This is a genomic window from Streptosporangium album, from assembly GCF_014203795.1.
Classification (GTDB): domain Bacteria; phylum Actinomycetota; class Actinomycetes; order Streptosporangiales; family Streptosporangiaceae; genus Streptosporangium; species Streptosporangium album.
In genome coordinates this window covers 886,223-898,548 of record NZ_JACHJU010000003.1, presented here as the reverse complement: position 1 = coordinate 898,548, position 12,326 = coordinate 886,223, and the positions used below count along the sequence as shown (strand labels likewise).

Annotated in this window: 12 protein-coding genes; 7 read left to right on the top strand and 5 right to left on the bottom strand. The window is 72.4% G+C overall.

All coding sequences use genetic code 11. From position 1 onward, the window contains the following. Nucleotides 1-22 precede the first annotated feature (22 nt). Nucleotides 23-1,537: a phytoene desaturase family protein gene (locus FHR32_RS34035; RefSeq protein WP_184758586.1), complete on the top strand. Its 1,515-nt coding sequence runs from the start codon at nt 23-25 to the stop codon at nt 1,535-1,537. On the opposite strand, the gene FHR32_RS43280 is transcribed toward FHR32_RS34035, so the two are convergent. Beyond that, the gene (locus FHR32_RS43280) at nt 1,526-1,912 is read right to left on the bottom strand and encodes a hypothetical protein (protein WP_221466511.1); all 387 of its coding nucleotides are present in this window, start codon (nt 1,910-1,912) and stop codon (nt 1,526-1,528) included. The genes FHR32_RS34035 and FHR32_RS43280 overlap by 12 nt on opposite strands. A gap of 54 nt (nt 1,913-1,966) precedes the next feature. On the opposite strand from FHR32_RS43280, the gene FHR32_RS43275 reads away from it, so the two are divergent. The 6 genes from FHR32_RS43275 (at nt 1,967) to FHR32_RS34005 (ending at nt 8,620) form a co-directional block, all read left to right on the top strand. Beyond that, entirely contained in the window at nt 1,967-2,350 is a 384-nt protein-coding gene (locus FHR32_RS43275; RefSeq protein ID WP_221466510.1) for a cytochrome P450, read from the top strand. A gap of 68 nt (nt 2,351-2,418) precedes the next feature. Then, complete coding sequence (locus FHR32_RS34025) at nt 2,419-3,123, top strand: response regulator transcription factor (protein WP_184758585.1); 705 nt, start codon at nt 2,419-2,421, stop codon at nt 3,121-3,123. Further along, nucleotides 3,120-4,502 (top strand): sensor histidine kinase, encoded by a 1,383-nt coding sequence (locus tag FHR32_RS34020; RefSeq protein ID WP_184758584.1) that lies wholly within the window; start codon nt 3,120-3,122, stop codon nt 4,500-4,502. Before FHR32_RS34025 ends, FHR32_RS34020 begins: the two co-directional genes overlap by 4 nt. Nucleotides 4,503-4,626: 124 nt before the next feature. Next, nucleotides 4,627-5,814 carry a bifunctional glycosyltransferase family 2/GtrA family protein gene (locus FHR32_RS34015; RefSeq protein ID WP_221466509.1) on the top strand — a complete coding sequence of 396 codons (1,188 nt, stop codon included), beginning with the start codon at nt 4,627-4,629 and terminating at the stop codon, nt 5,812-5,814. Further along, nucleotides 5,811-7,847: a mannosyltransferase YkcB-related protein gene (locus FHR32_RS34010; protein ID WP_221466508.1), complete on the top strand. Its 2,037-nt coding sequence runs from the start codon at nt 5,811-5,813 to the stop codon at nt 7,845-7,847. The genes FHR32_RS34015 and FHR32_RS34010 overlap by 4 nt, the downstream gene beginning before the upstream one ends. A 140-nt stretch (nt 7,848-7,987) precedes the next feature. Next, nucleotides 7,988-8,620 (top strand): TetR/AcrR family transcriptional regulator, encoded by a 633-nt coding sequence (locus FHR32_RS34005; RefSeq protein WP_184758581.1) that lies wholly within the window; start codon nt 7,988-7,990, stop codon nt 8,618-8,620. A 71-nt stretch (nt 8,621-8,691) separates the two neighbouring features. Here FHR32_RS34005 and FHR32_RS34000 read toward each other — a convergent pair whose 3' ends face one another. From FHR32_RS34000 to FHR32_RS33985, 4 genes are all read right to left on the bottom strand, one after another. Then, complete coding sequence (locus tag FHR32_RS34000; RefSeq protein ID WP_184758580.1) at nt 8,692-8,952, bottom strand: hypothetical protein; 261 nt, start codon at nt 8,950-8,952, stop codon at nt 8,692-8,694. A 67-nt stretch (nt 8,953-9,019) separates the two neighbouring features. After that, nucleotides 9,020-9,943 carry a helix-turn-helix domain-containing protein gene (locus tag FHR32_RS33995; protein WP_312882822.1) on the bottom strand — a complete coding sequence of 308 codons (924 nt, stop codon included), beginning with the start codon at nt 9,941-9,943 and terminating at the stop codon, nt 9,020-9,022. A gap of 82 nt (nt 9,944-10,025) precedes the next feature. Continuing rightward, nucleotides 10,026-10,232 carry a hypothetical protein gene (locus FHR32_RS33990; protein WP_184758579.1) on the bottom strand — a complete coding sequence of 69 codons (207 nt, stop codon included), beginning with the start codon at nt 10,230-10,232 and terminating at the stop codon, nt 10,026-10,028. Between the two features lie 223 nt (nt 10,233-10,455). After that, entirely contained in the window at nt 10,456-12,303 is a 1,848-nt protein-coding gene (locus tag FHR32_RS33985; RefSeq protein ID WP_184758578.1) for an acyclic terpene utilization AtuA family protein, read from the bottom strand. Nucleotides 12,304-12,326 lie beyond the last annotated feature (23 nt).

Below are 12,326 nucleotides of genomic sequence, written 5' to 3'. Positions count from 1 at the left end.
CCGCCTGAACCTGGGATGTCTCGTGCTCCGTTCCCGCTATGACGTCGTGATCGCCGGCGGCGGCCACAACGGCCTGGTCGCCGCCGCCTATCTCGCCGGCGCGGGCCGCAGGGTCCTCGTCCTGGAACGCCTCGGCCACGTAGGCGGCCTCGCCGTCTCCGCGCAGGCGTTCCCCGGCGTCGACGCCCGTCTCTCGCGTTACTCCTACCTGGTCAGCCTGCTGCCATCCAAGATCGCGGCCGACCTCGGGCTCAAGGTCGAGCTGCGCCGCCGCCGTTACGCCTCCTACACCCCGGCCGGGGGCACGGGTCTACTGGTCGACAGCGGCGACGCCGGCCGTACCGCCGCCTCCTTCGCCCGGGTCACCGGGGGGACGGCCGACCTCGAGGCGTGGCGGCGCTTCTACGCGATGACCGCCGAGGTGGCCGGGCGGATCGCCCCGACCCTGCTGGAACCCCTGATGAGCCGCGACGCGATGCGGGAACTCGTCGGGGACGAGGCGTGGCGGGAGCTGTTCGAGCGGCCGATCGGCGACGTCGTGGACGAGCGGTTCGCCGACGACACCGTGCGCGGGGTGGTGCTCACCGACGCCCTGATCGGCACCTTCGCCGACCCCTGCGACCAGGACCTGCTGGCCAACCGCTGCCTGCTCTACCACGTGATCGGGGACGGGACCGGCGACTGGAACGTCCCGGTCGGCGGCATGGGCGCGGTCTCCGGCGGCCTCGCCGACGCCGCGCGCGCGGCGGGAGCCGAGATCCTGACCGGGGCGGAGGTCGTCGCCGTCGACCCCTCGGGCGAGGTCACCTTCCGCGACGCGGGCGGGGAGCACGCCGTCCGGGGGGAGCGGATCCTGGCCAACGTGCCGCCCGCCGTACTCGCCCGGCTGCTCGGAGCCGACGAGCCCGCGCCCGAGGGCGCCCAGCTCAAGGTGAACATGGTGCTGTCGCGGCTGCCCCGGCTCAGGGACGCCGAGGTGGACCCGGTGGCGGCCTTCAGCGGCACCTTCCACATCAACGAGAGCCGCGACCAGCTCGCACGTGCCCACGCGCAGGCGTCTGCCGGGCGGATCCCCGAGCTTCCCCCGGCCGAGGTCTACTGCCACTCGCTCACCGACCCGTCCATCCTCGGCGCGGACCTGCGCGCCGCCGGGGCGCAGACGATGACCCTGTTCGGCCTCCACATGCCGGCCCGCCTGTTCCGCGAGGACCCCGCCGGAGCGCGTGAGGCCGCGCTGCGGGCCACGCTCGCCTCGATCAACCGGGTGCTCGCCGAGCCGATCGAGGACTGCCTGCTGCGCGCGCCCGGCGGAAGCCCCTGCCTGGAGGTCAAGACCCCGGTCGACCTGGAGAACGAGGCGGGCCTGCCCGGCGGCCACATCTTCCACCGCGACCTGTCCTGGCCGTTCGGCGAGCCGGGGGAGTGGGGGGTGGAGACCGCCTTCGAGCGCGTCCTGCTCTGCGGCGCGGGCGCCCGCCGGGGTGGCGGCGTCAGCGGCATCCCCGGCCACAACGCCGCCATGGCCCTACTGGCCTGAGATCAGCTTCGCGGCGACGGTCAGCGCCGTCTCGGCCCTCTCCTCCTCGGGCAGGTCGAGACCCACCACGAAGGGGAAGCTGCCCAGGATGAGCGCGATCACCGCCAGCCGGGCCTCGAACTGCTTGACGGGTCCGTCCCCGGCCGAGTACGGACGCCTCCGCGAGGAGGCGCCGCTGGTCGAGGCCGAGCTTCCCGGTGGCCGGGTCTGGCTGGTGACCCGGCACGCCGAGGCGCAGCAGGTGCTCACCGACCCCCGGATCAGCACCGACCCCGCCACTCCCGGCCACCCCGTCACCAAGCTGTCGGCCGAGCTCCCCACCGAGGAGGAGCGGCAGGCGCACGCGAAGTTCCAGGCGGGGCAGTTCATCGACATGGACCCGCCCGAGCACAGCCTCTACCGGCGGATCCGGCCGGCTGGCCGGACGCGGTGGAGGAGCTGCTGCGCTACCACTCCATCGTGGACTGGATCGCCTTCGACCGGGTCGCGACCGAGGACATGGAGATCGGCGGCCAGGCCGTCCGGGCCGGGGAGGGCCTTTTCGTGCTCGGCGCCCCGGCCAACCGCGACCACCGCGTCTTCGAGCGCCCCGACGAACTCGACGTCCGGCGCGGCACCCGCAACCACGTGGCGTTCGGGTACGGCGTGCACCAGTGCCTCGGGCAGAACCTCGCCCGCGCCGAACTGGAGATCGCCTACCGCACGCTCTTCGAGCGGATCCCCGGCCTGCGCGTCGTGGGGGACGACGACGCGCTGCCGTTCAAGTACGGAGGTGTGATCTTCGGCCTGCACGCCCTCCCGGTGGCCTGGTGACCGTGCGGATCGCCGGCGGTCGCGGCGGTGTTCATCGGGTTCTCATGATGAGCCTCTAGCGTTGGGGTATGGGTGACGGTGAGGCGGCGCGGGTGCTGGTCGTGGACGACGAGCCCGCGCTCAGGGAGGCTCTGCAGAGCAGCCTGGAGTTCGAGGGGTACCGGGTGGGCCTGGCCGCGGACGGGCAGGCCGCGCTGGAGGTCCTGGAGCGGGAGCCGTACGAGCTGGTCCTGCTCGATGTGATGATGCCCCGGCTCGACGGGCTGACCGCCTGCCGCCGGCTCCGGGCGGTCGGCAATCACGTGCCGGTGCTCATGCTCACCGCCCGTGACGCCGTCGGGGACCGGGTCTCGGGGCTGGACGCGGGGGCAGACGACTACCTGGTCAAACCGTTCGAGCTGGACGAGCTGCTGGCCAGGGTCAGAGCTCTGCTGCGGCGCAGCGCCCTGGCCGCGCCCTCCGCCGCCGACGGCGTGCTCGTCCACGGCGACCTGCGGATGGACACCGCCAGCCGCGAGGTCACCCGCGCGGGCGAGCCGCTGGAGCTGACCAGGACCGAGTACCTGCTGCTGGAACTGCTCATGATCCACTCTCGTCAGGTGCTCACCCGCGAGCAGATCCTCAGCGAGGTGTGGGGGTTCGACTTCGAGCCGTCCTCCAACTCCCTCGACGTCTACGTGATGTACCTGCGGCGCAAGACCGAGGCCGCCGGGCGTCCCCGGCTGATCCACACCGTCCGTGGCGTCGGCTACGTGCTGCGGAGCTCCCCGTGAGTGGCCGCCGCTCCCTGCGCTCCCGCCTCACCCTCCTGATCACCGTGGCCGTGGCCCTCGCGATCGCGGCCTGCGCCGGGACGTGCTGGTTCGTCGTCCGGGACGAGCTCTACGCCCAGGTGAACCGGTATCTGGAACACCCGAGGGGAGGGCCGCCCGGAGAGGGGCCGCCCAAGGGCTGGAACGTCGACAGGGTCGTCGCGATGTGCGCCGCCGGGCGGACGTCCCCGCCCGGCGGCGACGAATGGCGGCCCTTCCTGCCCCTGGTGCAGGTCGTCTACCCGGGCGGCCGGCGGTGCGTGCTCGGCCAGACGGCGGTCGCGGTGAACGGATCCGACAGGGCGGTGGCGGCGGGGGCGTACGGGTACGCCCAGTTGCGCGACGGCGTCACCGACGACGGCGACCCGGTGCGGGTGCGGACCGAGAACGTCGCGCCCGGTGTCGCGGTGATGGAGTCACGGTCGCTGGTCCAGACCGAGTCGACGCTGACCTGGCTGGCCGGGATCCTGTCGGGGGTCGCCGCGCTCGGGGTCCTGGGCGCCGCCCTGGCGGGCCTGCTCATCTCCCGTACGGCGCTGCGCCCGGTGGAACGCCTGACCGGGGCTGTCGAGCACATCGCCAGGACCGAGGATCTCGACACCGGGATCCCGGTCGAGGGCACCGATGAGATCGCCCGGCTGAGCACCTCGTTCAACGCGATGACCGCCGCCCTCGCCGGGTCCCGCGACCGCCAGCGCCGGCTCGTCGCCGACGCCGGACACGAGCTGCGCACCCCGCTCACCAGCCTGCGCACCAACATCGACCTGCTGCTGCGCAGCGAGCACACCGGCAGGGCGCTCGACCCGGCCGCCAAGGAACGCCTGCTCGTCAACGTCAAGGCCCAGTTCGAGGAGCTGTCCACGCTGGTCGGAGACCTGCTCCAGCTCTCGAGAGGGGAGAGCGACCACGAGCCGCACGTGGAGTTCGCCTTCCACGAGGTCGTCCGCGCCGCCGTCGAACGGGCCGGACTGCGCGGCGCGGAGATCAGCGCCGACCTCGATCCCTGGTACGTCGAGGGCAATCCCGCCTCGCTGGAGCGCGCCGTGCTCAACCTGCTGGACAACTCCGCCAAGTTCAGCCCCGGCCGGGTCGAGGTGCGCCTGCGCGCGGGCGAGCTGACCGTGCGCGACCACGGCCCCGGCATCCCCGCGGACGAGCTGCCCTACGTCTTCGAGCGCTTCTGGCGATCACCGTCGGCGCGCAGCCTGCCGGGCTCCGGGCTCGGCCTGGCGATCGTGGCGCAGGCGGTGTCGGAGGCGGGTGGCCAGGTGCGTCTCGGCAACGCCGAGGGCGGCGGCGTGGTCGCGAGCCTCAGCCTGCCGGGTGCCGCCCACCCGTAGTCACCGCCCCGATGGCGCCAGCGGGAGGGCGGGAGGGGCGCGGACGGCCCCGGCGGCGGACTTTCTCACCCGGCGTTCATCGTCGGCTCAGTCAGCTCCAATGCCCCGTCGCGATGGTGAGGGCATGCAGACAGCACTCACCACGCGCCTGGTCGAGGTGGTCGTCCCGGTGTACAACGAGCAGCGCGCCCTGCCGGCGAGCATCAGGCGGCTGCACGGATACCTGACCCACACCTTCCCCTACGGCTTCCGCATCACGATCGCCGACAACGCCAGCACCGACGGCACCTGGCAGATCGCCAGGGAGCTGGCCGCGGAGCTTCCGGGCGTGCGTGCCGTACACCTGGGGGAGAAGGGACGCGGCCGGGCACTGCGGCAGGTGTGGTCGGACAGCGACGCGGACGTGGTCAGCTACATGGACGTCGACCTGTCGACCGACCTGGACGCCTTCCTGCCGCTGGTGGCCCCGCTGCTGTCCGGCCACAGCGACCTGGCGATCGGCACCCGGCTGTCCCGGAGGGCGAACGTGGTGCGCGGGCCGAAGCGGGAGCTCATCTCCCGCTCCTACAACCTGCTGCTGCGCTCGGTGATGGGCGCCGGATTCTCCGACGCGCAGTGCGGGTTCAAGGCGGCGCGCACCGAGATCGCCCAGGCGCTGCTGCCCGCGGTCGAGGACCAGGAGTGGTTCTTCGACACCGAGCTGCTCCTGCTGGCGGAACGGCACGGGCTGCGTATCCACGAGGTGCCGGTCGACTGGGTGGACGATCCGGACAGCCGCGTCGACATCGTGCGGACCGCCGCCGACGACCTGCGCGGCCTGGCCAGGGTGGCGCGGAAAACCCTGTCGGGCGCGGCCCGGATCCCGGTGCCGCCGCGCGTCCGGGCGGCCAGGCTGCCCAGCGGCATGGCCCGCCAGCTGCCCAGCTTCGCCGTCATCGGTGTGATCAGCACGGTGGCGCACCTGGCCCTGTTCGTCACCCTGCGGCTGGTCGTGCCCGCCGTGGTCGCCAACGCCCTGGCCCTGTCCGTCACCGCGGTCGCCAACACCGCCGCCAACCGCCGATTCACCTTCGGCGTCACCGGCCGCGCGGGAGCCCTCCGCCACCAGCTGGAAGGCGGGCTGGCCTTCCTCCTCGGTCTCCTGCTGAGCACCGGCGGTCTGGCCCTGCTCGACCGCCTCGTACCCGGGGCCTCCACCGCCACCGAGCTCGTGGCGGTCATCGTCGCCAACGCCCTTGCCGCCCTGGCCCGCTTCCTGCTGCTCCGCGCGTGGGTCTTCAACCCCCGCCGCACGAAGGAGAACGCCCGTTGACCTCGCAGAACCCCGGCCCGCTCGTCTCCGCCGAGCCCGTCTCCGCGCCGTGGTCCGGCTCCGTCGCGGCTCCCCGTCACGCGGTCCCCTCCGGTGAGGGCGCCGGTGCGCCGGGTCCCGGTCGCGCCGTACGGAGAGCGGTCTTCGGCGCCCCCGGTGACCCGCGCTGGGCGCGCCCCGCCCTGTGGGGCGTGCTCGCGCTGGCCGCCGTGCTCTACGGCTGGGCGCTCAGCGGCCTGGCCAACGAGTACTACGCGGCCGCCATCCTGTCCGGCACCCGGAGCTGGAAGGCGTTCTTCTTCGGCGCGCTGGACGCCGGATCGTTCATCACCGTGGACAAACCCCCGTTCGCGCTGTGGGTGATGGGGCTCTCGGCGAGGATCTTCGGGTTCGGGACGTGGAGCATGCTCCTGCCCCAGGTCCTCGCTGGTGTCGCCGCCGTCGCCGTGGTCCACTCGGCCGTACGGCGGGCACTGCCCGGCACGCCCGGCCATGCCGCGGGGCTCCTCGCGGCGCTGGTGATGACGCTGACCCCGATCACCGTCGCGATCAACCGGGACAACAACCCCGACACCGTCCTCGTCCTGCTCCTGGTCCTGGCCGCCTGGTTCTGCCTGGAGGCGGTCCGCACCGGCCGGACGCGCACACTCGTCCTGTCGGCCGTCCTCGTCGGGCTGGCCTTCACCACCAAGATGCTCCAGGCCTACCTGGTGCTTCCGGCCTTCGCCTCCGTCTACCTGGCCATGGCCCCCGGAACGGTGCTCCGCCGCCTCGGCCGCCTGCTCGCGGCGGGCGCCGCGCTGGTGGTCTCCAGCGCCTGGTGGATGGTGGTCGTGGACCTGTGGCCCGCGTCCAGCCGTCCCTACATCGGCGGCAGCACCGACAACTCCGTCTGGGACCTGGTGATCGGCTACAACGGCCTCGGCCGGATCTTCGGCGGCACGCGGGGGGCCGGCGGGATGCCGGGCGGTCTTCCCGAGGGACTCCCGGAAGGCGCGCAACGCGGCTTTCCCGGAGGGGGCGGCGGGTTCGGCGGCACGTCCGGGGCGGGGCGTCTGTTCAACGACATCCTGGCCGGGCAGATCTCCTGGCTCCTGCCCTTCGCCGTGATCGCCCTGGTCGCCGGGCTGGTCCTGTCCGGTCGCGGCTCTTCGCGCGGCACCCGCGCGGCCCTGCTGCTGTGGGGTGGCTGGCTGGCGGTCCACTACGTGGTCTTCAGCTTCGCGGGCGGCACCTTCCACCCGTACTACACCACCGCCATGGCGCCGGCCGTCGCCGCTCTGACCGGTCTCGGCGGGGTGCTGATGTGGCAGGCCTACCGGGAGTCCCATGCATGGTCGTGGGCGCTGCCGGCGGGCATCGCGATCACCGGGGCGTGGGCTTTCGTGGTGCTCCGCCGTACTCCGGACTTCGTGCCCTGGCTGGCCTGGGCGGTGGCCGCGGCGACGGTGGCCGGGGTGGCCGGGCTGGTCCTGGCCCGGCTCGGCCGGCGGCTACGGCGGCGGACCGCCGTGGTCGCCCTGGTCGCCGGGCTGGTCGCGGGCCTCGCCGGTCCCGCGGCCTACGCCCTGACCCCGCTCGGCTCGCCCGTCAACGGCACCAATCCCACCGCGGGCCCCTCGGGGAGCCGGGGCTTCGGTGGTATGGGCAGGCCGGGTGGGATGCGGGGCGGCCCCGGTGGGGCCGTGGACCAGAAGGCGATCGAGTATCTGCGGAAGAACCGGGGGAGCGCGACATGGCTGGTGGCGGTGGGCAGCGCGCAGAGCGCTTCGTCGGTCATCCTGTCCACCGGCCTGCCCGTGATCGCCATGGGCGGCTTCACCGGCAGTGACCCGGCCATGACCGTCGACCGGCTCAAGCAGCTCGTCTCCGCGGGGCAGCTGAGGTATGTGATGCCGGGCGGTGAGCGGGGCGGCCCCGGAGGCGGCGGCGACTCCGAGGTGAACGCGTGGGTGCAGGCCAGCTGCACGGCCGTCACCCCCGCCGAGTACGGCGGCGCCGAGGGGGACGCGTCCCTGTACCGGTGCGGCTGACCGGCTGCGCGCGGCCGGGACACCGTTCCCGGCCGCGCGCGCCGAGGCGCGACCCGCGGCCGGAGACCGGGCGGCGGGTCGGCCGCAGTGGAGGGCCGGCAGGCCGCACCGGCGCGGTCTGACGGCTGTAGTCTTGCGCCGTGCAAAGCGGAGGGGCGCGCGGCAGCCGCGCAGACCAGGCCGATCAGCGTCGCGCCGAGCTGCTCGAAGCCACCAGGCGGGTCGTGCTCGAGCGGGGGCTGGCCAGCACCCGCGTGGCCGACATCGCCAAGGCGACCAACGTGAGCGGTGGGCTGATCCACTACCACTTCGCCACCAAGGACGATCTCATCACCGCGATGCTCCGCAGCACGAGTGAGTCGGAGGTCCGGCGGCTGAAGGAGATCGTCGCGGAGCAGGGCACCCCCGTCGAGCGGCTGGACCGCGTCCTGCGTTTCTACATTCCGGCGTCCCGGTCCGACCAGAGCTGGATCCTCTGGCTCGACGCCTGGGCCGTCGGGGTGCGCGAGGCGCATGTCCGGGCCATCCTGCTGGAGCTGGAAGGCGCCTGGATCGAGATCCTCGGCCAGGTGATCGCCGACGGGGTGGCCTCGGGAGCGTTCGTCTGCGACGATCCCCAGGGGGCGGCCGAGCGGATCGACGGCATGCTCGACGGCCTGGTGGTCCGCTACACCCTGCATGCCGGCAACATGTCCCGTGCCCGGCTCCTGCACCACGCCCGGGTCGCCGCCGCCCGCGAGGTCGGCCTCGATCCCGGCGTCTTTCCCGCCTGAGCCCCTGGCGGCCGGCGGCCGGGGAGCGATGCCGTGGGGGTCCGGAGCGATCCGGACCGGCTGCGGGTGGTTCAGGCGGGCAGCGCGGCGAGCAGGAACGCCAGGCGCGCGGCGGCGTCCTCGATGTTGTCGGTGCTGCCCAGCCGGTAGCCCCACGAGGTGATGAAGCCGCCGTCCTGCGAGCAGGTCACGGTCTCCATCAGCGTGTTGCTGAAACGGTTGCGCACGCACACGTACGCGGGGTCCCCGAATGACATCTTCTGTACGGAAAGGTCGGCGTGCCGCCGCGTCGCAGTGGCGAACCTCTCCAGGCAAGACAGCGTGTCCAGCATCGTGCGTCACCTCCGTCTCGACAGAGAATTGCACGATCTTGGGAGGTTAATCAAGCAATTGCGAGGATTAATTCGAGGATTGTCGCGCGAAGTCGCTCAGTACCCGGACGATCACCGCTCTCGCCTCCTCGCGGAAGGCCGCGATCTCGCAGAACTCCTCGAAGGCCCGCTCGTAGAAGGCGATGTCCTCCGGGTCGCGCAGGACCAGGTCGCGGGTCCTCGTCGGCACCGCGACCTGGTCGCGGTCATAGATCCAGAAGCCGTTGAGCAGGGCGGAGGGGAGAGGGGCCTCGAAGGGGACCACACCGAACTCCACGTTCGGCAGGGCGGTCACGGCGAGCAGCCGGTCGAGCTGACCGCACATCACGTCCAGCGGGGCCAGGCGGTAGCGCAGCACGGCCTCGGGCAGGATGAACCGGAACTTCTTGCTCTGGTCGTAGAGGATCTGCTGGCGCTGCATGCGCACCTGGATGGCGGCGTCGATCTCGTCGGGCGCGTTGTAGAGGCGTTTGATCCGGGTGAAGATGCTCCTGGCGTACTCGGTGGTCTGCAGCAGCCCGATGACCACGCCCGGCTCGAAAACCTGGAACAGCGTGGTCCGCATCTCCAGGTCGCGGATGTCCTCCTGGAGCGCGGCCAGCCCGCTGCGGTGCCGTTGCCGCCAGGAGTCCTGGCGCTCCATCAGCCCGGAGACCTGCTCGATCAGCTCCTCGACGGTCTCAGGGGTGGCCTGTACGGCCTGCCCCCACCGGGTGATGTCGTCCTCGGTGGGGGTCTGGCGGGCGTTCTCGATCCGGGAGACCTTGGAGGCCTGCCATTTCAGGCGTTCGGCCAGATCCTTGCCGGACAGATGGGCCGCCTCGCGTAGCTGCCTTAGCTGCGCGCCAAGGTCGGTCCGGACCTGCTGGAACCCGCTCACCCGATCTCCTTCGCCGCCCCTGGAGAGCAGGGGGGCGTGGTGCCCGCCGATCCGCTCACTCCGCGTGCTCACGCAGACTTCCGTATGGTGCGCACGAGGCTAGACCCGGGCACGCCGATCATGCCAGAGGGGTCTCTCCAATCGTGATCAATATTTACAGAAGCACCTGGCGGGCGATATCCACGAGAAGCTCTCTGGGGACCTCGATGGCGGTCTCACCGTCCAGGACGTGGCGGAGGTCGGCCAGGGCGTCGGCGTCGGTGACGTGGAGTCCCTGGACGACGATGGTGCCGCGGTCGGTCTCATAGAGAGAGGGGCAGGCGCCCGCCTCCGAGGTAGAGCCAAGAAACCGCAAACGCATGACTGATTCCTTCCCCGAGCCAGCCTCATGATGCAATTGCGAGCAATCTTAGAGTTCAGAAGATCACGGGAAGCTGCCAATCGCTAAATTACCCATATTTCGCCCATCCGGTAGGTGTCCGGCATCGACCCTCGGGGTGTGGGAGGGCAGGCCCGTTCACAGCCGCCCGCCCGTGTGAGGCGGTGCTCCTCCCGTCCGGGTCGGCGCGCAGCCGTACGGAGAGTCACAGGAGGGCTCGGGGGATGTCCGCGTGCCCGGCGCGGAGTTCCTCGCCGAGGGCCTTGGCCTGGGCGTCGAGGCGGGGGCCGGCGGCCACGCCCCTGCCGAGGAGACCGTGGACGACGAAGTTGAGGGCATGGAGGTTGGGGAGATCGTAGCGGTCGACCTCCAGACCGGCCGTGGCCGGGAGGAGTTCCTTGAGGCGTTCGACCGTCAGGTGACCCGACAGCCACGCGAACTGCTCGGCCGTGCGGACCCAGACGCCGAGGTTGGCGTTCCCGCCCTTGTCCCCGGAGCGGGCGCCCACGATCGCGCCCAGCGCGGTCCGTACGGCCGGCCCGTCGCCGTCCTGCCCCGTCTCCGGTCCCTCCAGCGGGGCCGGAGGGACCGGTGGGGCGACGGGGGCCACCCGCGGAGCCGGGAGCCCCTCGCGGCCGTCACATCCCTGATCTCCGGCCGCCGGGCCGCCGCTCCCGTGTTCCCCGGACCCCCGGCCGTCGTGTTCCGGGGCGGTGAACCGCCGGTCGTCGAGCTCCTGGCCGTCGAGCTCCTGGCCGTCGAGCCAGACCCGGGGCCGGACGGTCCCCGCCGGGACGAGGGTAGGCCAGTAAACACCGTAGGGGGAGGCGTCGCCGGGAGGGGCGAGGCCGTAGAAGCCGGGGTAGCTGGCCAGGCCCGTCTCGACCACGGCGGAGGAGAAGGCGCGGCCGGCCCTCTTCCGGTCGGGGTCCATCACGGTGATGCGGAGCAGGGCGGTGCCCGAGAGGGGGACGGTCCGGGGAGGAGGGACGGCGTCGGCGAGCGGGGTGAGCTCGACATGGACCTGTTCGAAGGACTCCCGGGGGACGCGCGACCAGATGGCCTCCTGCGCGATCCGGGCCTTGGCCTCGATCTCCAGGCCGGTCAGGACCATGGTCATGGTGTTGCGGTAGCCGCCCACGTAGTTGATCGCGACCTTGAGGGTGTCCGGCGGGGCCTCGCCGCGCACTCCGGAGATCCGGACCCGGTCCGGGCCCTGCTGCTCCAGCTCGATCGTGTCGAAACGCGCCACCACGTCGGGGCCCGGATAACGCGGAGAGGCGATCTCGTACAGCAGCTGCGCCGTGACCGTGCCCACCGAGACCAGTCCCCCGGTCCCGGGATGCTTGGTGACCACGCTGGACCCGTCGGAGGCCAGCTCCACCAGCGGGAACCCGCAGTGCGCCAGGTCGGGCACCTCGCCGAAGAACGCGTAGTTCCCGCCGGTCGCCTGGCAGCCGCACTCGATGACGTGCCCGGCCACCACCGAACCGGCCAGCGCGTCGTGGTCGCCGGGCCGCCAGCCGTACCGCCAGATCCCCGGGCCGGTGACCAGCGCGGCGTCGGTGACGCGGCCGGTCACCACCACGTCCGCCCCGGCGGACAGGGCGGCGGCGATCGGCCGGCCTCCCAGGTAGGCGTTCGCGGTCAGCGGAGCCGAGGGCAGCCTCTCGCCGGTGTCCAGGTTCGGCGCGTCGCCCAGGTCGCGGCCGGACAGGTCGTCACCGGTGACGTGCGCGACCTTCACCCGCAGCCCGAGCCGCCCGGCCAGTCCGGCCACCGCCGCGGCGCACCCGGCCGGATCCAGCCCGCCCGCGTTGGAGACGATCTTGATGCCTCGCTCCACGCAGGTCCCCAGCACCTGCTCCAGCTGCGCCAGGAAGGTCGGCGCGTAGCCGGGGCGGCCCTTCAGCCGATTGCCGGCCAGGATCAGCATGGTCAGCTCGGCGAGCCAGTCGCCGGTGAGCACGTCGATCGGGCCCCCCTCGACCATCTCCCGGGCGGCCGAGAGCCGGTCGCCGTAGAAGCCGGAGCAGTTGGCGATGCGCAGCATCGGACCTCCTCATGCCGGGGATC

Excerpts from the sequence above, each read along its gene's own strand:
- FHR32_RS34000 (WP_184758580.1), bottom strand. The coding sequence starts at position 8,952 with ATGCTGGACACGCTGTCTTGCCTGGAGAGGTTCGCCACTGCGACGCGG.
- FHR32_RS34025 (WP_184758585.1), top strand. The coding sequence starts at position 2,419 with ATGGGTGACGGTGAGGCGGCGCGGGTGCTGGTCGTGGACGACGAGCCC.
- FHR32_RS43280 (WP_221466511.1), bottom strand. The coding sequence starts at position 1,912 with ATGTCGATGAACTGCCCCGCCTGGAACTTCGCGTGCGCCTGCCGCTCC.
- FHR32_RS33990 (WP_184758579.1), bottom strand. The coding sequence starts at position 10,232 with ATGCGTTTGCGGTTTCTTGGCTCTACCTCGGAGGCGGGCGCCTGCCCC.
- FHR32_RS33985 (WP_184758578.1), bottom strand. The coding sequence starts at position 12,303 with ATGCTGCGCATCGCCAACTGCTCCGGCTTCTACGGCGACCGGCTCTCG.
- FHR32_RS34015 (WP_221466509.1), top strand. The coding sequence starts at position 4,627 with ATGCAGACAGCACTCACCACGCGCCTGGTCGAGGTGGTCGTCCCGGTG.